Genomic DNA, 21,302 nt, shown 5'->3' with positions numbered 1-21,302 from the left:
GCCTTAGTTACCCCCTCTAAAAGGCCTCTCCGGTGGGTTCGTTTTCCAAAACGAACCCACCGAGAAAATGTTCGGATTTCCATCGCAACAAACGTCCGCATAGGTGCTTGCACAGAAAACTCTGCACAAAAACGGTGGGTTCGTTTGGTAGAATGGCACATTTCTTTCGCCTCTTCCTTCCGGAATGACGCTGGGCGGGTTGCCACTCGTAACGGTCTCACCAGGCAGACTTGAAAGTTGGGTGTTGAGCGTTGGACGTTGCGAGTTCATTTGTTCTGTTCCCCGACTCTACCCCTCCCGCCACGCCCTGTCCAGTAAATTTATCGGTTTACGATAGACGGAAAGCCGCCCCGCTCCGGTGGAGATGAAAGTATTAACTGGAGGAAATCGGGTTGCTCGAACCTCGAAGCCGACCCGCACGAGATATGAACTCACAACTCTACAGTCACTCGCAAAAAGGTAGCCGGTATCGAAGTGCCGCCGTTCGCGCTCTGGTTCTCTGATTGCGCCAGTTCCAAAAGCTGCTGGTGGAGTTCCTCCGCCTTTCCGTTCTTTTGGGCCGCTTCGTAGGCGTTCATTGTCGGGCCATAGAATCGTCGAAAAGATTCGACTACCTGTGCCGGGCTCTTGTCGGGGGAAATGAAGCGGAACGTGTCCTTGGCCATCGAGATTTTCTCTTTGGGCACTCCGGCCTGGCCAAAACGCTCGACGATGTGCGATTCCACGCCCCAGGTCATCGGACTGATGAAACCTTCGGGCGGTGGCGGCGTGAACGCCGAGCTAACCTTGAGCAACTGCGAGACGAAGGAAGTCGGGTCGTTGGGTATCCAGTTGCCCATCACAATGCGACCCCGCGGCCGTGTGACCCGCACCATCTCCCTGGCGACGTCGAAGGGCTTGGGCGCAAACATGGCGCCGAACACCGTAAGCGTCAGATCAAACGAATGGTCGCCGACCCCTTGCAGGTTGCACGCGTCTCCCTCTTGAAATGTCAGCCGGGTGAGACCCAACTCCGCCGCGCGCTTGTTCCCGGCGTCAACGAGATTCGTGGCAATGTCGATGCCGACAACTTCAGCACCCAGGCGTGCCAAGGGAACCGCTGTCGTGCCATCGCCGCAGCCGAGGTCCAGGACCCGCAGCGACGGCGTTATTCCGAGAGACTTTACGACTGCTTCACCCGATTGACGCATCAAGGCGGCAATCTCGGTAAAGTCGCCTTTCTCCCACAACGCTTTATTTGGGTTCATGAGGATTTCTTTCCATTCTGGTAACACGTAAAAAGCGCCTAACGCCGAAACTCAGCCGCGGGCCAGCCCGTTGGCTGAAGTGATTTGTTAGTCATGTTTCCTCGAATCTCTCGCTGCGCGGACATGCTCGATGAGCAGCGAAGAGAAGTAAATGATGAATCCAATGTTGATCGGCACAAGCCAAATCGGAAACATGTACATGTCCCGGACATGAAGGAGCAGAAACAGCGCACCGAAGACTGCCCAAGCCAGCGTCCACAAAATCTGAAGGCCGACGCCTCTGAGCATCTTCCGAACGAGTGCACCGTGAGAGCGCGTGCAAATCAAATACGCTGCTGGAATCAGCAACGCACTGCAATAGCACACCACAGTCCAGAATATTTCACTCCATAGGCTCATGGGCCCAACATATATTAGGTAGCAAAAGTATCACTTATCCTGGTTGGGATCTCTGCAATGCGATTCGCTTGCTGTATGATTCTCTCCAAACCGGTCAAGTATGCAATCCCATTAGACCACCGCTGGAAACAAGAGGAAAGCGGAAAAAAGAAATGCGAGTCAGCGGGCACCAACCATCACGGTCAACCGGGAAACCGATTACCTCAACACCGGCGCGATCAACAACCCGATCCCGTACGTCAACAGCGCTTCGCCGACGCCGACCACGGTCATCTCGGCGCCGCTCTTCAGCCACGAACGGCCGGTGACGATCACCTTCGACGCGCCGACCGCAAAGTGCGCCACGGTGCTGATGGCGAACGACCAGACCAGCGCTTGCGTCCCCGACAAAAATAAAAACGGAATCACCGGCACGACCGCCCCCGCCGCGGTGCTCAACATCGCGCTCGTCGCCGCGCTCCACGGATTGGGAAACCCTTTCTCCGACAAACCCAGTTCCTCATGCGCAAGCGTCTTTAACAACTGCTCCGGCTGCTCCGCCAGCCGCGTCGCCATCAGCTTCGCTTCCTCAGGAGAGAATCCCTTCAACTGGTAAAACAACTCCATCTCCTCGCGCTCTTGCTCGGGGTCCGTCTCAATCTCCATCCGCTCGCGCTTCATCTCCGCCTCGTACACCTCGCGTTCCGACTTCGTCGCGAGATACGCGCCGCTGCCCATGGACAACGCCGACGCGATGGCTGTCGCCAGTCCGCTCAACAATACGAACTTGCCGTTCACATTCGTCGCGCCCGCCACGCCGCTCACGACGCCGAACGCCGCGCCGAGCCCGTCATTCACCCCGTAAATCGCTTGCCCGATCCAACCCGCCCCGGTCACATGCCACTTTTCCGACCCCAGAATTTTCGAGAGCCGCCGCTGCGCCGGCGGAACTTGTCCGTCCGTGAACTCACTCAACACACGACTGTGCGCCCGCTCCTCCCGCTGCGCCTCCACCAATTGCGCGCGCACTTCCTCGCTCGGCGCGATCTTCGCCAGTTCATCGTACATCGCGTCCGCGCCATTCTCCGCCGCCTCCAGTTTCACCACTGCCCGGTCCGTCCCGCTCTGCAGCAACGCCCAACGCCGCGCGTGTTCGACGACCGACTCGCGGTACTCGCCCGGTTCCGTGCCGAGTTCGCGCAACCGCGCCGCCCAATTCGCCGCGTGTTTTTCCTCGGCCTCCGCCAGCCGCAGCAGAATCTCGCGTCGATCGGGATTGCCTTCCTGTTCCGCCAGCGCCCGATAATTGCGCGCGCTCCCCATCTCATCGCGCCAGGCCAGCTTCAACCCATTTACGAGTTTGTCGCGCTCACTCATCGCCGCAGGAAAACTAGCAAGAAAGCAAACCTGAGTAAACACGCTATCGCAGCCCCATTGACCGCCAATCGTCGTGCTGCTAGCGTGTTCCCCCGTTGAACTTCCGACAACAAACGTCACTGATCCACCGCGCCCTGGCGATCATGGCTTTCGGTTTCGCTCCGCTGGCGTCCACCGCGATTATCGGCACCAATCCACCCGCGCTGCCGCTCACCGCCGAGCGCGTTGCCGCACTGCCTGTCGCCCAACGAAAAGTTTGGTGGGAATACCTCGCACGATCCAATCAACACTTGCAGTTCGACCAGAAAATCCTCCAAGTGGAACTGCAGGTGCACAATCTCAAGGAACCGGTAATCCCGCCGTCGGGCCGTTCCGTGAGGTCCATGCCGCTCGATAAACCATCCGACTGGTATGGCGGGACCGACGCGGTGCGCATCGCCGATATCGTCCTCTCATTCCAGACGCCAGCGGGAGGATGGAGCAAGAACCTCGACCTGTCCGCGCACCCGCGCGCGCCCGGCGAGGCCTTCGCGCCCGACAACCGTTCGCGTGCTCTCGGCGCGGCCGACTTCGATACACCGCCTGACACGAACTGGAACTATGTCGGCACGTTCGACAACGACGCCACCATGACCGAGCTGCGCTATCTCGCGAAGGTCATCATCGCTGTCGGGCCCGACCGCAGCGCCGCATATCGCAAGTCGTTCCTGCGCGGGATCGTCTACATCGCGGCCGCACAATATCCCAACGGCGGCTGGCCCCAGGTCTGGCCGCTCGAAGGCGGCTATCACGACATGATCACCTACAACGACGATGCGATGGTCAACCTTCTCGGATTGTTGCGCGACGTTGCTCGGGGAACCAACGATTTTGCTTTCGTGCCCTTCTCGGCGCGCGCGATGGCCGGCGCGAGCGTTACCCGCGGTGTCGACTGCCTCCTGGCGACGCAAATCGTCGTGGACGGCCGCCACACCGTCTGGTGCCAGCAACATGACCCGCTCACGTTGCAACCCGCGTCCGGTCGCAATTACGAAATGCCGTCACAGGTTTCCAGTGAGAGCGCGGAGATCATGCTGTTCCTGATGAGCCTCCCCAACCCCAGTCCGCAGGTCGTCGCCACCGTGCACGCAGCCGCTGCGTGGTTCGAGAAAACGAAGATCTCCGACATGGCCTTTCAGAGGTCAGGCGATGGTGGACGCCGTCTCGCGCCCAATCCCGGCAGCGGACCGCTCTGGGCCCGTTATTACGAAATCGGAACCGACCGTCCAATCTTCGGTGACCGCGACAAGACGATTCACGACAACCTGGAAGAAATTTCGCAAGAACGACGGCGGGGTTACGCGTGGTATAGGGACTCACCCAAACACGCACTCGAAGAGTACGCCCTCTGGAGTAAGGCGCACCCCCTGGCAGACTAGCCTATTTCAATTTCGCCAGTTCAGTGCGGAGTTCCGCGGCGTGCGTGGCAGGATTCACTTTCGGGTCCACAAACGCGATCTTGCCGGCCTTGTCGATGACAAATGTGACACGGCTGGCTACCTTGCTGTTGTCATCCGCTACACCGTACGACTTGGCGACTTTCTTGTCCGTGTCCGCCAACAACACAAACGGCAGGTTGTACTTCGCGATAAATGCCTTGTGCGACTCCACCGAATCGAAGCTCACGCCCAGGACCGTCGCGTTCAGTCCCTTGAACTCATCCATCGTGTCGCGAATGCCGCAGGCCTCCGCCGTGCACCCCTTCGTGTCATCCTTCGGGTAAAAGTAAAGCACGATGTTCCCCTTACCGACGTAATCCTTCAAGTGCGCCGTCGTCCCATCGCTCGCCGCCACCGAAAAATCCGGCGCCTTGTCCCCCACCTTCGGCATCTCCCCGCCAAACACCGTTGACTGCACCAACAGCCCTGCGCCCAAAAACAGAATCATTGCCTTCATCGTGCTCACTCGTTATGCGGGATTTTGACGGTGCTCTTGCCGATAAATTCGCGGATCACGGAGTCGCTCGGAATGACGTCGTAGGAATCCACTTGCTCGCGGCTGAGTCCCTCGACCGATTCAAGCAGGCGCTTGACACGGTCGTAACGGATGCGTGCATCGAGAAATCCACCGTATGGCTCGAAGGTTTCCGACAGCGGCAGATGTCCGTTGGCCCCAACAAAAAACGGCTTGAGCGCGGCCAAATCAAATGGCAGGCCGCCGTTGACGACGTGGTCCGCCAATCCCATCAGCGGGACGATGCTGAACAATTCCCCCGCGCGCACATAGTGCCAGTGCAACATCGTGGAAAGCGGGCTGTGGTTCCGATGTTGCACGTCCCGCAACATGCGCCGAATCAGCCGCACGTCGGTAAACTTGGTCAGGCGATTGGTGCTGCCGTCGCCTTCGTACATGACGTTCATCGTCTCGATGTACACCCGGAACTGCGACGTGGGATCGATCCCCTCCGTGATCGGCGGGTAGAAACCGTGCAGGCAATCCAACAACAGGATCTGTCCCTTCTCCAACTTGACCGGCTTGGACGAAATCCGCCGCCCTTCCTTGAAACTGTACACCGGTTTCTCAATCGTCTTGCCGTCGAGCAAGTCCCGCAGATGCCGGTTCAGCAACTGGATGTCCAGCGCTTCGGGTGTTTCAAAATTGCGGTCGTTGATCCAGTCGGACGGATGCTCGATCAGCGCCCAGAAATAGTCGTCGAGGTTCAGCATCAGGAACTTCAACCCGTGCTTCTGCAATCGCTCGGTCAGTTTCACCGTCGTCGTGGTCTTGCCCGACGAACTCGGCCCGCTGACCCACATCATGCGGATGTCGTCGCTCGCGTTCAGCCGCGCGATCACCTTGCGCGCCGCCTCATCCAGCGACGCCTCATAAGCGGCCAGTGACTCTTCGACCAACGTCTTGAACTTGCCGCCACGCACGACTTCATTCAACCCTGCCACCGTGTCGCAACCGTGCGCGCGGTTCCACTCGAGGGTCTTCTCCATCCGCTTTCTCGGGAAACCGTTACCGACGAATTGCGCTTCGTTGATCGCGCCTTCGCGAAACCAATGCCGGCCCCACCGATAGCATTCGTACGCGTCCGCCGTGTTCTGGAATCCATAACTGCGTAGCGCGTGCAACACGCCGTCCTGGATCGCTTCAATCGTCGGGGGAAAATTGGCGATAAGGTGATGGGGATTGGAGTTGAGGCAGAGCACGACGATGTCCGCAACAAACCCCGCGATCTTCTCGTCCGTGTCGTAGGTCTCGAAAATCTTGTCGTTGACGCCCGGCAGATGGTCCTGCTGAAAACCGCCAATCGAATCCGCCGCCCGCAAGACCGCCTTGCAAATCCGCTCCTCGTCGAACGACACGAGCGCACGATTGCGTTTCTGCACTTTAATGATGCGATTTTGGACCGTCATGTCATGCGATTCCGTGGGGTCGAAGTATAACACAGCGCCCCCGCGCTCGACAATAACCTTGACGCATCCCCACCTGTTCTGTTACTTGCGCGTCAAATCGGACGCTCAATCGGGACAGTTACAGGAGGCTGACAAATGACCAAGCTATCAAAGTGCATCGCCGAAGCCATCGGCACATTCGCCCTCATCTTCATCGGCATCGGCGCCATCAACGCCAACCCCGGCTTGCTCGGTGTCGCCCTCGCGCATGGCCTGACCATCGCGGTCATGGTGTCCGCCACGGGACACATCTCGGGTGGCCATCTCAACCCCGCCGTCACCCTCGGCGCGCTCGTGGGCGGCAAAATCGACCTCAAAGGTGCCGTCAGCTATTGGGCTTCCCAACTCGTTGGCGCCACCGTAGCGGCCTTCGTGTGTCTCTCACTATTTGGTCGCGCGGTCGTCGTCTCCGGCACACCCTCACTCGGCCCCACGACCAGCGCGATGGCGGGCATTGTCATCGAAGCCATTACCACCTTCTTCCTCGTCTTCGTCGTGTACGGCACGGCCATCGACCCGCGCGCCCCGAAGATCGGCGGCCTCGCCATCGGCCTGACCATCGTGCTCGATATTCTTTTCGCCGGCCCGCTCACCGGCGGCGCGATGAATCCCGCCCGCGTCTTCGGCCCTGCACTCGCCGCAAGCTTCTGGGATGCGCACTACGTGTACTGGATCGGCCCCATGCTCGGCGGCGCACTGGCCGGGATCACCTACAAGACGTTCTTGTTGCCCAAGGGCTGATCCGGCGGACGCCCGCGCTGGATACTGACGCGCGACTCGGTCAACGATTGCACAATCACCAGCGCCCGCCGCTTGGCGACGAACTCCTCACCGGGCGTCAGCACGACATCGTTCGGATCGCCCGTTTGTGTGACCCAGAGGATTCCCTCCACACATCCAATCCGCAGTTCCCGACCATTGTTCCGTGTCTTCCACAGATCGCCCGTGTGCAGTTCGAATTCCGCCCCCTCGCTTTGCCGCCCTTCCGGTTGTGGCCGGTAGGTTCCCGCCATCATGTTGGCCAACGTCTCGATTGCCTTCATACCCGCAACCTTACCCGCCGGCACCCGACCAGCACAGATTCAGTGCGTTAGAAATCCGACCAGAACAGTCTTGGCACCCGACTAACTGTGCTGGTAAGCTGCATTGTGGACTGTATCTGTTCTGGTCGATGAAAACGCCCTACACTGTCGCCATGATCAAGCCAGCCATCGTGAGCGCACCGCGTCTGTATGAACAAACAGCCGATAAAGTCGGCGTGTTGATCGAGCGCGGCACCTTACGGCCCGGCGAGCGCGTCCCGTCGGTGCGCCGCCTGAGCCGCCAGCACGGCATCAGTGTCTCCACCGTCCTGCAAGCCTACATGCTGCTGGAAAACCGCGGCCTGATCGAGGCGCGGCCGCAATCGGGCTATTACGTCCGCCCCCGCTTGCAGGCGCTGCCGCCCGAGCCGGCCATGACCGAACCGCCGTCCGGCGCGTCGCGGGTGTCGGTGGACGATCTTGTCGCTCGCGTCATGAAGGCGATGCGTGATCCCGACATCGTGCCGCTCGGCGCCGGGGGGCCCGACCCCGCGCTGTTTCCCAACGAGAAATTGCACCGCGTGCTGGCCATGGTTGCGCGGCGCGCCGGAGCGTCCGCCAATACTTACGATGTACCGCCTGGCTCCATCGAGTTACGGCGCCAGATTGCACGCCGCTCGCTGGATTGGGGTTGCTCGCTTTCGAGTGAGGAATTCGTGACCACCAACGGTTGCATGGAAGCGCTGAACGTCTGCCTGCGCGCCGTCGCCAAACCCGGCGACACCATCGCTGTGGAGTCGCCCGCGTTCTTTGGCATGCTACAGGCCGTCGAGTCGCTTGGTATGAAGACGCTTGAGATTTCATCGTACCCGCGCGATGGCATGTGTCTTGACGCGCTCGACCACGCCACGCGCCGCCACAAGATCGCCGCGGTCGTGGTCAATTTGAATTTCCAGAACCCGCTCGGGAGCTGCATGCCCGACGAAAAGAAAAAGGCTCTGGTCGAATTGCTCGCGCGCAAGGAGATTCCACTCATCGAGGACGATCTCTTCGGCGACCTGTACTTTGGCCAACAACGCCCCAAGACCGCGCGGGCGTTTGACAAGAAAGGGCTCGTGCTGTTGTGCGGTTCGGTTTCGAAAACGCTGGCCCCGGGATTCCGTGTCGGCTGGACCGCGCCCGGACGGTTCCAAACACAGGTCGAACGCCTCAAGCACGCCACCTCTTGCGCCTCTCCGGTGTTGACACAACTGGCCATTGCCGAGTTCCTGAAAAACGGGGGCTACGAACATTACGTGCGCCGCATCCGCCGCGCCTATGCGCAACAAGTGCAGACTATCGGCGAGGCCATCGGCCGGTATTTTCCCGCCGGCACCAAGGTCACACGTCCCCAAGGCGGCTTCCTGCTCTGGGTCGAGTTCCCCAAGTGGGTCAACGCCCTCGAACTGCACCGCCAGGCCCTCGCCCAAAACATCAGCATCTGCCCCGGCCCGATGTTTTCGCCGAAGCAGAGCTACAAGAATTTCATCCGCATTAACTGCGGCCACCCGTGGTCCGAGCGCATCGAGAAAGCGTTGGTAACGATTGGCCGCTTGGCGGAGAAGCAACGATAGGATGAGTCAAGTCTCGGGAAACACGTCGTCAAGAGCGCCACGACTTTTGAAGTCGTCTCTATTGAGAGCAAAGAGATGAAACACTGGAACTTTCGCCTCTTGCATTCGAGAGACAATTTCAGCGAAGTCCTGCCAGCGGGTGACGCCCCAGGAATTGAAAGTCGCCGTGGCGCATTTCCCAAATCGTTCCGACGCCAGTCTTTGTAAGGCCACCACTAACGATTTACTGGGCATCCTCATGTCCGCAACATCTCCGGTTGGCGTCTCTTTATCCGCGGGGGGATCGAGCAAAAAGCTTTCAAACGCAGCACGGTGCTGCGAATACCATTCCATGAATGCTTTTTCCATCGCTTCGGCAACAAATTCGTAAATCTCGGCGCTGAACCGGGAATCTCCGGCAACAATACTCTCGATGACCTCTTGTTGGGAGGGAGTCGGCGTCACATTTCCGAGACTCTCAAACAACTCTTGGATTTTTTCCTTGGTTCTACGCAGAACTTCTGCGCAGCGATCGCAGACCATCAAATGGTCGACACCCTGAGTGGCCGGCGTCGTACCGCATCTCTGACAGAATTGCGTTGTCACTCCTTCTCCTTCGGCTTTCCGCCGAACAGATACATCTGCGGCACTTCTTTAACTTCGCGCTTCACCTTTCCACTTTCACTCTTCTTCTTCCGCCGCGCCAGTTTCGGCTGGCCTTCTGCGGAAAGCTCGGCTTCTTCCAGGTTGCTGAGGACTTCCTTGGCGCGGGCGAGGACTTCTTTCGGCAGGCCGGCCAAGCGGGCCACCTGAATGCCGTAGCTCTTGTCGGTGCCGCCGGGGAGAATCTTGTGCAGGAAAATCACCTGGTCCTGCCACTCGCGGACAGCTACATTATAATTCTTCACGCGTGGCATCGTGGCGGCGAGTTCAGTAAGTTCGTGGTAGTGCGTGGCGAACAGGGTTTTGGCGCCGACGCCGTTGTGCAAATACTCGGCGACCGCCCAAGCGATGCTCAAACCGTCGAACGTGCTCGTGCCGCGCCCGATTTCGTCGAGCACGATGAGGCTGCGCGGCGTGGCGTTGTTGAGGATGTTCGCGGTCTCGTTCATCTCGACCATGAACGTGCTTTGACCCCGCGCGAGATCGTCGTTCGCGCCGACCCGCGTGAAAATGCGGTCCACCAGGCCGACCGTCGCCCGCACCGCGGGAATGTATGAGCCGACCTGCGCCATCAGCACCAGCAGCGCCACCTGCCGGATGTACGTGCTCTTGCCCGCCATATTCGGCCCGGTAATGATCAAAATCTGCTGCTCCCGATTGTCGAGCATCGTGTCGTTGGGGACGAACCGCTCCTCAATTAACGTCTGCTCGAGCACCGGGTGCCGTCCATCGACGAATTCGATCCGGTCTTCATCATTAATGACCGGCCGACAATAACCCTGATGCCGCGCCAACTCGGCCAGACCCGCCAGCACATCGAGCGCGGCGATGGCGGAAGCCGATTCCTGAATCGATGCCGATTTCTCAACCGCCGCGGTGCGAATCTGCTGAAAGATCTCGTATTCGAGCGCGTTGGCCCGCTCTTCCGCGCCGAGAATCTTGTGCTCCATCTCCTTTAACTCGGGGGTAACGAACCGTTCACCGTTGGCGATGGTTTGTTTGCGAATGTAATCGTCGGGCGCTTTGTCGAGATTCGCCTTCGTGATTTCAATGTAGTAACCGAACACCGAATTGAAGCGCACCTTCAACGAAGCGATGCCGGTCCGTTCAATTTCCTTTTGCTGCAGTGCGGCGATCCATGCTTTGCCTTCCGTTCCCGCGCGCCGAAAGTCGTCCAATTCCGCGTGATAGCCCGGCTTGATGAGTCCGCCCTCCTTCAGCGCCAGCGGCGGCGCATCTACAATCGCGCGCGTAATGAGGTCAACCAGTTCCGGAAGCTCGGTGATCTGCGCGGTCAGTTTGGCGAGAAAGTCCGTCGCGCCCAGCACCGACGCCAGTGTCTTTTTCAACTTCGGCACGGCGGCCAGCGATTCCTTTAGCACGATCAGATCGCGCGCGTTGCCGTTGCCGACACTGAGCCGCGCGAGGGTCCGCTCCATATCGCGCACCGCGTGAAGTTGCTCGCGAAAATCCGCCAGCAGATGCGGCGCATCGCAAAACGTCGCAATCACACCCTGCCGCGCGTGGATCTGTTCCACGTTCTTCAAGGGACGCGTCAGCCACTCGCGAAGCAGCCGCGCGCCCATGGGCGTGAGCGTGCGATCGAGGCAACCAATCAACGTATGCTTGCGGTCGGAGCGCGGTGATTCGAGTAATTCAAGGTTCCGCTGCGTCACCGCGTCCAGGACCATGAATTCATTGATGCTATAAACTGTGAGTCGATGAATGTGCGCGGTGCTGCGCCGCAATGTTTGTTCGAGGTAATGGAGCGCCGCGCCGGCCGCCCCGATGCCAACGCTCAACTCGCTCGCGCCAAAGCCGTCGAGCGATTGGGTTTTGAAATGATCGCGCAACGTGAAGAACGCCGTCTCGCGTTCAAACGTCCAACCGTCGTGTGGCGTCACCGGCAACGCGAGATGCGCCAGCGCCTGCTTCGCTTCGGCGAGCCATTCGGTCGGCACGATGATCTCCGCGGGACGAATCCGCGTGAGTTCGTTCTGCAATTGTTCCACGGACGAAAGCTCGGTCACCTTGAAGTCGCCCGTGGTCAGATCCACCAGCGCGAGCCCGAACTTGCCGTCGCTGCAAATCGCCGCGAGGAAATTGTTTCGTTCTGCCTGCAACAGATGCGCGTCGAAGTGTGTACCCGGACTGAGGATTTGCGTGACATCGCGTTTCACCAACTTGCCCGGCTGGGCCTCCTCGAGTTGGTCGCAGATGGCCACCTTGCGACCATGCTTGAGCAACTTGCCGATATAACCCTCGGCAGCGTGGTGCGGGATCCCGCACATCGGGGTGCCGTTGCGGCTCGTGAGCGCGAGGTTGAGCAGTTGCGAGGCGGCCTTTGCGTCGTCGAAAAACATCTCGTAGAAATCGCCCAACCGGAACAGAAGCAGCGCATCGGGCGGAATCTGGTGCTTCACGCGCCGATATTGCTGCATCATGGGCGTGAGACCATCGCCCGACTGCTGGGATTTCGCACTCGCCATCGCGTAGGGGATTATAGCGGCGGGCCTCGGGCGGTCACGTCCTAAAACACGGGGGCCGAATTTCCACAGAATGGAAACTCGGCCCCGCGTTTATTGCTTGAACCGCTCTTCTGTCTGACGCGCGTCGATCGTTCAACGCTTGTTGCTCAGCGCGGCCCATTCTTCCGTGCGTCGGAAGCAGATCGTTCCGCAACCACGTCACGGAGGGGTTGTCCTCCTGTCGCCGGGCATCCCCCATCCCGACGCTGGTATGTTTAGCACCAGCCCTGCCAACTTCCCAAGTCGCGTGAAATCAAGAGGCTCACCACGGAGACCAGGCGGGAACGTGCGTTCTACCGGCCAAAAAGGGGCCCGTGATTGGACAAAAGTGTCAAGCCATCCCAACGTCTCAGCGCAGAAAGATCTCGCGAATAGCGGTGCGGAGTTGCTGGATGTCGAACGGCTTCTCGATGAGTTCATTGCCGGTGCGCCAAACAAAGTCGCTGAAGCCGGCCTTGCGCGACGCCTGGCCCGTGACGAAGAGAAAGCGATTGGCGAGAAACGGGTAGTCCCGCACCACATCGTTGTAGAGGACCTCGCCATCGATGCGAGGCATCATCAAGTCGCAAAGGACCGCGTCGTAGTCCGCCGTGCGCAAGCGATCCATCGCTTCCATGCCGTTGGCCGCGATGTCGACCTCGCAGTTCTCGTAGGTCAGCACCTCGCCCAACAACACCGCCAAATCGTGGTCGTCGTCAACCACCAGGACGCGGTGCATCACCTTTTTCTCCCGCTTCTCTTCCACCATGGCCGCTAAACGTAGCCTCTCTCCAGCGCCCATTCAACCACGACTTTCCTGCGCCGGGTAAGGATCATTTTGCCACCGCGTCAGCAACTTCCTCGGTCACATCGTCCGTTTGGCAATCCGTCTCCGTGTCGGTTTCCAGGGGACGGAACCGCTCCGCCCTGAAACCCCGCTCGGGATAGGGGGGCGCGTCACTACACGGATTGATAAGTTCCACGAGATAGGTGCACATCTCGCCTCCTTCACCACCGAGATCAACGCCCGGCACCAGGTCGCGAATGGTGTAGGTCACGCCCTTGACCGGAAGTTTCCAGTAGAATTTCTTGATCGCCTCCGGAAAGACATCATCGACGCACACTACTTTTTGCCCGGGTAGAAACATGCAAGGATTAGAACGAAATGAGTCGTCATCTCCGGCCACGTTAGCCAGAAGTGGAGCCGGCGATCAGACTTGAACTGATAACCTGCTGATTACAAATCAGCTGCTCTGCCAATTGAGCTACGCCGGCAACCGTGGCGGCTTGGAATATGCCACTTCGGTCGCGTTTAGTCCAGCGCCGCAAGCAACCCCTGGCGCTATCCAGCACTATCCAGACCCGTCTGCGGGTAGAAGCCACGCCGACACCACCAGAAACACTATCACGGCTACCGATCCGATCCATTCCCAGAACCCCAAATGCCAAATCGGGGATTGTTTAAGGCTCCGGGTCAACGGCTCCAGAACCTGAAAACGCGCCGCGATGACAAGCCGGAGGATAAACAGGACAATCGCCGGCCCGGTGATCAGGCTCCACCAAAAAATCAGGCCGCGACTCACCCAAGCACTTCCGTCCCGGCGGCGGTATTTCAATACATGGAATTCGAACAACAGTATTCCCCCGCCGAGGCCCACCCCGGCAAGACGGCCTAGTACTTCGTGCAATTTGGGGACGGCCGCGCGTCCATGCAGCGGATGCGAGGTGATCAGGCTGGCCAGGATCAAGCAGATCGCCCCTCCGGCAAAAGAGACAGCCCCGGCCCGAACTGCCGGCGAATCAAAACCGAGTCGGCGTCTGACGTAGCCGGCAAAAGGCACCAGCAACACACCGGTCAGGGCCAACCCCATCGCGGGAATGAAATGAAATTCCGGGTTCACCCGCGGATAGAGCAGTTGAGAAATGCTCATCATCCGCCAATCGTAAGCCTGCGGCAGGAGCGCCACGGCCAGCGCCAGGCTCCCAAAAAAACAGACGACAATCAGCGGAGTCACCACGAACAACATCGTCCGCCGGCGAAGATCGCCAGCAAAGAAACGAACGATGCCCAAACCGATACGAGACGACCGCATTAGGATGCGTCCATTGATAGCACAGCCGCACCCTCAATTTTCCCGTCACGCAAATCCTGCAAAGCATCATTGGCCCGGTCCAGTGGATACATCTGCGCCTGGGTTTTGACCGGCACTTCCGGAGCAAGCTTCAGGAATTCCTCACCATCCCGACGCGTCAGATTGGCGACCGACCGCACAGCTCGTTCTTCCCAAAGCAGTTGATACGGAAAGGAAGGAATATCGCTCATGTGAATTCCACCGCAAACAACTACACCCCCCTTGCCGACCGCGCGAAGGGCAGCCGGAACCAGCGCGCCGACGGGCGCAAAGATGATGGCCGCATCCAATTGTTCCGGCGGCCGTTCGTCGGAACCACCGGCCCACACCGCCCCGAGGCGTCGGGCAAACTCCTGGCCCTTGCTGTCTCCCGGTCTTGTAAAAGCGTAAACTCGTCTTTTCTGGTAGATCGCCACTTGAGTGAGGATGTGAGCTGCCGCGCCAAATCCATAAAGCCCCAGGTTCTGTGCGTCCTTCCCGGCGATTCGATACGAGCGATAGCCGATCAGGCCGGCGCACAACCACGGCGCAGTCTCCGCGTCCCCGGGGTCTGCCGTAAGGCGAAAACTGAATCGCGCATCAGCCACCGTGTATTCTGCAAAGCCACCGTTGACCGTGTAACCAGTGAAGAGCGCATTCTCACAAAGGTTCTCCTGGTCCTTCTTGCAGTAACGACACTCGCCGCAGGCAAATGCCAGCCAGGGCACACCCACCCGGTCGCCGATGCGAAAGTTTCGGACTTTCTCGCCGATCTCAGCGACGCTTCCCACGATTTCATGGCCGGGTATCAGCGGAAGCTTTGGTTCGGTAAGTTCCCCGTCAACGATATGCAAATCCGTGCGACATACCCCGCAAGCATGGACGCGAACCAGAATTTGGTTCGGCTTGGGACGGGGAACGGGCACTTCCTTCAGACGCAGTGGCTGCTTCGGCGTCTCCAGCAGCATCGCGCGCATTGTCTCCGGTACTCGCATTGCTATAACCTGTGTACCACTCTAACATTGATTATTCAATGGTCGCCGGGTAAAATGCACCCCTGTGAAACGAGCCATGACGCTCTCTTTGGCCCTCCTGCTCGGTCTGCCTGCCATCAGCTTCGCGGATCCCGGTAATGTCGTTTCGTGGTCCAGCAATTCGCTGAACGAACTCACGTTCACTTGCGCGACGGCCAATGTGAAGTTGGAATTCGTTGACGCGAACGTCGTTCGGGTGCGCATGGAACCGAGTGGCGCGCCGTTTAATACGAATACTTCACTGACGGTTATCAAGGCCTGGGCGCGTCCGGCAATCAGTGTGGTGGATGGAAGCACGTTGACGGTTACGACGCCGGGGCTGCAGGTAAACGTGCAGAAGACGCCCTTGCGCCTGACGTTTCGCAAGCTCGACGGAACGGTGTGGCTCACGGACACGAACACGACCGGCCTGTCGTTCACGGCGGGCAGTCCCACCAACACCAGCCACATGTTCACGATGCCGGCTGGCGAGCAGTTTTACGGGCTCGGGCTCGTGCTCGGCAAACCGCTGAGCTATCGCGGACAGACGCGCACACTGTACAACGCGCGCAGCGGATTCTCGTCGGGAGCGATGACGGACATGGCGGTGCCGCTGATGGTGTCGTCGAAGGGTTACGGCGTGTTCATGGACAACACGTACTCGCAGACATGGGATTTCACCCAGTCGGGCACGACACAGTGGCGGGCCTTGGTTTCGAATGGCGAACTAAACTACTACTTCATCGGTGGAAACACCCCGGCGGACGCGTTGAATCGATATGGGCAAATCGTCGGCACCGCGCCTGTCGCGCCGCGTTGGGCAATGGGATACATGCAGTCGAAGTATGGGTATCGCAACTGGTCGCAGATGTACACAGCGGTGAGCACATTTCGGACAAACGACCTGCCGGTGGACACACTGATTCTGGATCTGTACTGGTTCGGATCGCCGAGCGTGATGGGCGGGCTGACGTGGGACAACACCAACTTTCCCAATCCGTCGAGCAACCTGACGGCGTTGGCAAATCTGGGCGTCAAGACCATCAATATCCACGAGGAATACATCAACAACGCCAACCAACCCGCGCTCAGCAACTTCAACGCAGCGGCAGCGGCGCATTATCTCCTGACCACCGATGCCGCGATGACAACGCCGAGCATCCAGGTGAATAACGGGTTTTACAACTCGGCCGGCTATGTCGATTTTTCCAACCCGTCGGCGCGCGGTTGGTGGTTTTCGAAGATCAAGCCGTTGTATGACGCGGGCATCGCGGGATTCTGGACGGACCTCGGCGAACCGGAACAGGACAACGCGAATGATTACCTGTTGGGCGGGCATCGCGAGTCGGAGATGCACAACGTCTACAACTTTCTGTGGCATCAGGGACTGGCGGAGGGATTTGCCGCAAACTATCCCAATGCGCGGCTGTACATCCTGAGCCGCTCGGGGTTTGCGGGCGACCACCGGTTTGGCGTGGGGCATTGGACGAATGATACCGGCGCGGATTGGACAACGTTCGCGGCGCATCTGAATGCGATCTGCAATTATGGTTTGTCAGGCTTGAACTATTTCGGGAGCGACATCGGCGGGTTCACGGGAACACCGACGGATGAGCTGTATGTGCGGTGGTTTCAGTTCGGGGCATTTTGTCCGGTGTTTCGCGCCCACGGCGTGGACAGCAAGCCGGTGGCCCCGTACGAGTTCGATCTGTTTGTGCAGGATCATTGCCGCAACATGATGAAGTTGCATTATCGCCTGTTGCCGTACGAGTACACGACGGCACGCGAGACATTTGACACGGGAATCCCGATGGATCGCGCGCTGCCGCTGGCGTTCCCAGGCGACACCAACGGGTTCGTCAATGGCACACAATTCATGTTCGGATCGAATATCATGGTCGCCCCGGTGATCACACAGGGAGCAGGCTCGCGGTCCGTTTACCTGCCGGGCGGAAAGTGGGTCGACCTTTGGGGCGGACAGGTGCTCAATGGACCAGTGACGACAAACTGGCCGGCCCCCATGGGACAGATCCCCGCGTTCTACCGCGACAACTCGATCACGCCTCTCGGGCCGTACGTCCAGTCGAGTCAGTTCGACGACGGCAGCCTGCGCGGCGTGCGCGTCTACTGCAGTACGAACGCCGGCTATACACTCTACGATGACGATGGCGTGTCGACCGGATTTCGCTCCAATCAGTTCGCCACCACTTCGATCAGTGCGGCGGTGTTAAGCAATAGCGTGGCCCTAAACATCGGCGGTGCAGCGGGCTCGTACGTCGGTCAGCCAACTCAGCGCACCTGGCAGGTGGAAGTGTATTGCACGAATGCTGTTTCCGCCGTGGTCGCGGACGGCGCGTCATTGGCCAGCTTCACCAGCGCGGAATCGTTGACCTCGGCTCCGTCAGGTTACTACGTGGACGGCGCGGAACATCTGGTACGGATGGTGATACCGTCGGCGCCGATCACCCAATCGCATCTGGTAACAACGTACCTCAACCAGACACCGCCGCCCCCTTACGAGGCGCGGATTAACGGCGGCGGTCGTCCCTATCTCGATCACGGCGGGGCGATGTGGGTGGAAGATCGCCCCTGGCACGCGGGCTCGTTTGGTATCAATGGTGGCGGCAGCAACATGATCGCCAACGCGATTGCCGGCACGGATGACGACGTCCTCTACCAATCGGAACATCTCGGCGTGACCTTCACGGCGCTGTTCGATTGTCCAAACGGGACGTACGAAACAACCTTGTACAACGCGGAGACTCGCTGGAATGCCCCCGGTCAGCGGCTTTTCAACGTCTCCATCCTGGGCCAGCAGGTCTTGAGCAATTTCGACATCTTCGCCGCTGCGGGTGGGTCCAACAAGGCGATCGCGGTCACATTCACCAACATTGTCTCCAGCGGACAACTCGAAATTGACTTCAACGACGTCGCCACCGCGTTCGAGACCAATGCCCGTGTCTCCGCCATCCGCGTAAAAAAAATCGCCGATCCCGTCTTTGAATCAGTCCCCCCGTCCGTCGCCATTAACTCGCCCACGAATGGCTCCACAGTCGCGGGCACCGTCTCGGTCACGGGCTTGGCCAGCGACAACGTCGCCGTGGCGAAGGTCGAGGTCAGTGTCGATAATGGGGGCTGGAGCATCGCCACGGGCACGACGAACTGGTCGTTCTCGCTCACCACGCCGGCCATCGTGAACGGCCTGCACACCATCTCCGCGCGCGCCACCGACGGATCGGGCAACGTGTCGAGCATCCCGTCCGTCACGGTGCGCGTGATCAACGTGCCGGGCGCCTACCTCGCGCGCATCAGCGCCGGTAATCCGAGCAACGTCACCGATTGCGCCTCGAACGTGTGGGTGGCGGACCAGGCTTACTCACCCGGTTCGTTTGGGTATTCGGGAAATGGCGCCGGCGGTTACGTCAACAACGCGATTTCCGGCGTCTGCGCGAGCGTATGGCCGCTCTATCAGCGCGAGCGTTACAGCACCGCATCCGGGGGGTACAGTTACCTCTTCGATTGTCCCCCGGGCATCTACGAAACGATGCTGCTCGAGGCAGAGACCTACTGGAGTGGCAGCAATCAGCGGGTCTTTAACGTATTCCTTCAGGGCCAGGAGGTGCTGACTAATTTCGACATTTTCGCGACCGCCGGCGGCAAGAACATCCCGGTGACGCGCGTTTTCACATGTACCGTGGCCGCCGCGCAACTTGAAATGGACTTCATTCCGATCACCGACAACGCCCGCGCTTCGGGAATTCAAATCCGCAAGATCGCCGACCTTGATAGCGACGCCGATGGTATTCCCGATTGGTGGATGCTTGCGTACTTCAACCACCCGACGGGCCAGTTTGCCGACAACTCGCTGGCCAACCTGGACGCCGACGGCACCGGTCAGAACAACCTGTTCAAGTACAGCGCCGGATTGAATCCCATCGATCCGACTGCGGTGTTTGTTCTCAACGTTGCCGGTGTGCCGAACCAGCCATCACAGAATAATCTGTTCTTTGCTCCCGTGGCCTCCGGCAGAACCTATACCCCGCAGTTCAGTGTCGATCTGGCCAGCGGCATCTGGACGCAGCTTACCGGTTTTGCCGGTCCCATGACCAACGGTGGCCAGGTGACGATCACCGATTTGAACGCGACCCAGTCCAACAAGTTTTACCGCATCCATATCACCTATCCCTGAGCGCCACTACTGCCACCACGCGTTCGGAAATTCCTTGCTGTAAGCGCCACGCGGGACTACCATTCAGCCGGCGGTAGAAAGGAGAGCGCGGTTCATGGATATTTCCTTCGGCTGCCCTGGGTGCCAACAGCACATGGTGATCGACGAGGCCGGAGCCGGCCTTCTCGTTCCGTGTCCCAAGTGCGGACAGGAGATTCGCGTTCCCAGTCTCGTCGCGACAAAACCAGGCCCCCCCACCAGTCCAGCAAGTGCTTCCGGGCCGGATAAGGAGCGGACGGTCGCCTTAAAGTGGACCCCTCCCTCCTCGAGTACGAGCCAGAAGCCAAAGTAATGACCGCCGCCGATCCTGGCGACACCTTGAGCATGTGTGCCGAGCAGTGCTAGGATGTCCCATATATATGATGGAATCACCCACGACAGAAAAAACCCGTCTCGCCCGGTTTCTGGCAGTGTTCACGGAAACTTTTGGGCTTGGCCGTGCCGCGGCGATCAGCGCCCTTCTCCTAATTGGTTCTGCCACCATCATTGCCGTCTTCTGGTTCATTCACTCGGCCCCGCCCCACGCCATTACCATCAGCAGCGGTCCCGAGGGCAGTGCATTCCAAAAGACCGCCGAGAGATATCGCGCCATTCTGGCGCGTAGCGGTGTAAAGTTGAATGTCCTTCCGTCCGCAGGCTCGCTGGAAAACCTCAAACGGCTTTGCGACCCCGCTTTTCATGTCGACATTGGGTTCGTTCAAGGTGGCGTGACCAATGAGGTCGAGACCGACCAACTGGTTTCGCTCGGGAGTGTCGCCTACGAACCGCTGCTGGTTTTCTATCACAGCGCCACACCGATCAACCTGCTTTCCGAACTCAACGGCAAACGGCTGGCAATTGGCCCCGAGGGCAGTGGCACGCGGACCCTCGCTTCCGCCCTGCTTCAGGCCAACGGCATCGAAGCCGGTGGCGCGACCACGCTCCTGGATCTGGACGCCGAAGAGGCCGCCAGGGCATTGCTCGCGGGTACTGTGGATGCTGTCTTCTTGATGGGCGACTCCGCCTCGACACAGACCATGCGCAAGCTTCTGCGGACACCGGACATCCAGCTTTTCGATTTCGCCCAAGCCGACGGTTATGCGCGCCGCATCCATTACCTGAACAAGCTCCAGCTTCCGCGGGGAGTCGTTGATTTTGGGAAGGACATTCCGCCGCGCGATGTCAACCTGGTCGCCCCGACGGTCGAACTGGTTGCGCGGGCCAACCTGCATCCTGCGTTGATCGATTTGTTGCTGGAGGCCGCGCGTGAAGTGCATGGGCGCGCTGCCCTGTTCCAGCACCGTGACGAATTCCCGGCTCCGCTGGAAGTTGACCTGCGCCTCAGTGACGAAGCACGCCGTTACTACACATCGGGCAAGAGTTTCCTCTACCGTTCCCTGCCCTTCTGGCTGGCCAGCCGCGTAAATCGCATCCTGGTGGCCTTTGTCCCGATGTTGTTCGTGTTGGTCCCGGGACTGCGACTCATCCCGACGGTCTATCGCTGGCAAATCCGCCTGCGGATCTACCGTTCCTACCGCGCGCTGTTATCGGTCGAACAGGGCGCCTTCGCCAACCCGACACCCCAGAATCGGGAGGAATTGCTCACCCGCCTCGCGCACATCGAGAAAACCACGAATAAAATGAAAGTCCCGGCTTCCTTCGCCGACCAATTCTACGTCCTCCGCCAGAACATCATCTTTGTTCACAATAAGCTGACAGCCACAACCGCGCCGCACTGAATCAGG

Annotated in this window: 16 protein-coding genes and 1 tRNA gene; 5 read left to right on the top strand and 12 right to left on the bottom strand. The window is 59.4% G+C overall.

All coding sequences use genetic code 11. The annotated features are described in order from the left end of the window. Positions 1–431: 431 nt before the first annotated feature. Positions 432–1,247: a class I SAM-dependent methyltransferase gene (locus VNL17_00455; protein HXI82539.1), complete on the bottom strand. Its 816-nt coding sequence runs from the start codon at positions 1,245–1,247 to the stop codon at positions 432–434. Positions 1,248–1,844: 597 nt separating this feature from the next. After that, the gene (locus tag VNL17_00450) at positions 1,845–3,002 is read right to left on the bottom strand and encodes a VIT1/CCC1 transporter family protein (GenBank protein ID HXI82538.1); all 1,158 of its coding nucleotides are present in this window, start codon (positions 3,000–3,002) and stop codon (positions 1,845–1,847) included. A gap of 95 nt (positions 3,003–3,097) precedes the next feature. Here VNL17_00450 and pelA point away from each other — a divergent pair, with 95 nt between their 5' ends. Then, positions 3,098–4,420 (top strand): pectate lyase, encoded by a 1,323-nt coding sequence (gene pelA / locus VNL17_00445; protein ID HXI82537.1) that lies wholly within the window; start codon positions 3,098–3,100, stop codon positions 4,418–4,420. Position 4,421: 1 nt separating this feature from the next. Here the strand turns inward: pelA and VNL17_00440 are convergent, their stop codons facing one another. Next, positions 4,422–4,937: a peroxiredoxin gene (locus VNL17_00440; GenBank protein HXI82536.1), complete on the bottom strand. Its 516-nt coding sequence runs from the start codon at positions 4,935–4,937 to the stop codon at positions 4,422–4,424. A 5-nt stretch (positions 4,938–4,942) separates the two neighbouring features. Beyond that, positions 4,943–6,403: an ATP cone domain-containing protein gene (locus VNL17_00435; GenBank protein ID HXI82535.1), complete on the bottom strand. Its 1,461-nt coding sequence runs from the start codon at positions 6,401–6,403 to the stop codon at positions 4,943–4,945. A 135-nt stretch (positions 6,404–6,538) separates the two neighbouring features. Between VNL17_00435 and VNL17_00430 the strand changes: the two genes are divergently transcribed. Beyond that, entirely contained in the window at positions 6,539–7,183 is a 645-nt protein-coding gene (locus VNL17_00430; GenBank protein ID HXI82534.1) for an aquaporin, read from the top strand. Here the strand turns inward: VNL17_00430 and VNL17_00425 are convergent. Further along, entirely contained in the window at positions 7,153–7,485 is a 333-nt protein-coding gene (locus VNL17_00425; protein ID HXI82533.1) for a DUF2917 domain-containing protein, read from the bottom strand. The genes VNL17_00430 and VNL17_00425 overlap by 31 nt on opposite strands. Positions 7,486–7,613: 128 nt before the next feature. Here VNL17_00425 and VNL17_00420 point away from each other — a divergent pair, with 128 nt between their 5' ends. Then, the gene (locus VNL17_00420; protein HXI82532.1) at positions 7,614–9,077 is read left to right on the top strand and encodes a PLP-dependent aminotransferase family protein; all 1,464 of its coding nucleotides are present in this window, start codon (positions 7,614–7,616) and stop codon (positions 9,075–9,077) included. Positions 9,078–9,083: 6 nt separating this feature from the next. Here the strand turns inward: VNL17_00420 and VNL17_00415 are convergent, their stop codons facing one another. The 7 genes from VNL17_00415 to VNL17_00385 form a co-directional block, all read right to left on the bottom strand. Continuing rightward, entirely contained in the window at positions 9,084–9,662 is a 579-nt protein-coding gene (locus VNL17_00415) for a hypothetical protein (GenBank protein HXI82531.1), read from the bottom strand. Further along, positions 9,659–12,208 carry a DNA mismatch repair protein MutS gene (gene mutS, locus VNL17_00410; protein ID HXI82530.1) on the bottom strand — a complete coding sequence of 850 codons (2,550 nt, stop codon included), beginning with the start codon at positions 12,206–12,208 and terminating at the stop codon, positions 9,659–9,661. Before mutS ends, VNL17_00415 begins: the two co-directional genes overlap by 4 nt. Positions 12,209–12,596: 388 nt before the next feature. Beyond that, on the bottom strand, positions 12,597–12,995 hold the full coding sequence (locus VNL17_00405; GenBank protein HXI82529.1) for a response regulator: 399 nt from the start codon (positions 12,993–12,995) through the stop codon (positions 12,597–12,599). Between the two features lie 64 nt (positions 12,996–13,059). After that, positions 13,060–13,374: a hypothetical protein gene (locus VNL17_00400; protein ID HXI82528.1), complete on the bottom strand. Its 315-nt coding sequence runs from the start codon at positions 13,372–13,374 to the stop codon at positions 13,060–13,062. Between the two features lie 51 nt (positions 13,375–13,425). Then, positions 13,426–13,501: transfer RNA gene (locus VNL17_00395), tRNA-Thr, on the bottom strand. Positions 13,502–13,578: 77 nt separating this feature from the next. Continuing rightward, positions 13,579–14,319, bottom strand: coding sequence for a hypothetical protein (locus tag VNL17_00390; protein ID HXI82527.1), 741 nt, complete (start codon positions 14,317–14,319; stop codon positions 13,579–13,581). Beyond that, positions 14,319–15,314, bottom strand: coding sequence for a zinc-dependent alcohol dehydrogenase family protein (locus tag VNL17_00385; protein HXI82526.1), 996 nt, complete (start codon positions 15,312–15,314; stop codon positions 14,319–14,321). Before VNL17_00385 ends, VNL17_00390 begins: the two co-directional genes overlap by 1 nt. Positions 15,315–15,408: 94 nt before the next feature. Here VNL17_00385 and VNL17_00380 point away from each other — a divergent pair, with 94 nt between their 5' ends. Continuing rightward, complete coding sequence (locus tag VNL17_00380) at positions 15,409–19,539, top strand: TIM-barrel domain-containing protein (GenBank protein HXI82525.1); 4,131 nt, start codon at positions 15,409–15,411, stop codon at positions 19,537–19,539. A gap of 398 nt (positions 19,540–19,937) precedes the next feature. After that, complete coding sequence (locus VNL17_00375) at positions 19,938–21,296, top strand: TAXI family TRAP transporter solute-binding subunit (GenBank protein HXI82524.1); 1,359 nt, start codon at positions 19,938–19,940, stop codon at positions 21,294–21,296. Positions 21,297–21,302: the final 6 nt, after the last annotated feature.

The organism is Verrucomicrobiia bacterium (assembly GCA_035577545.1).
GTDB lineage: Bacteria > Verrucomicrobiota > Verrucomicrobiia > Palsa-1439 > Palsa-1439 > Palsa-1439.
This window is presented reverse-complemented; position numbering and strand designations above follow the sequence as displayed.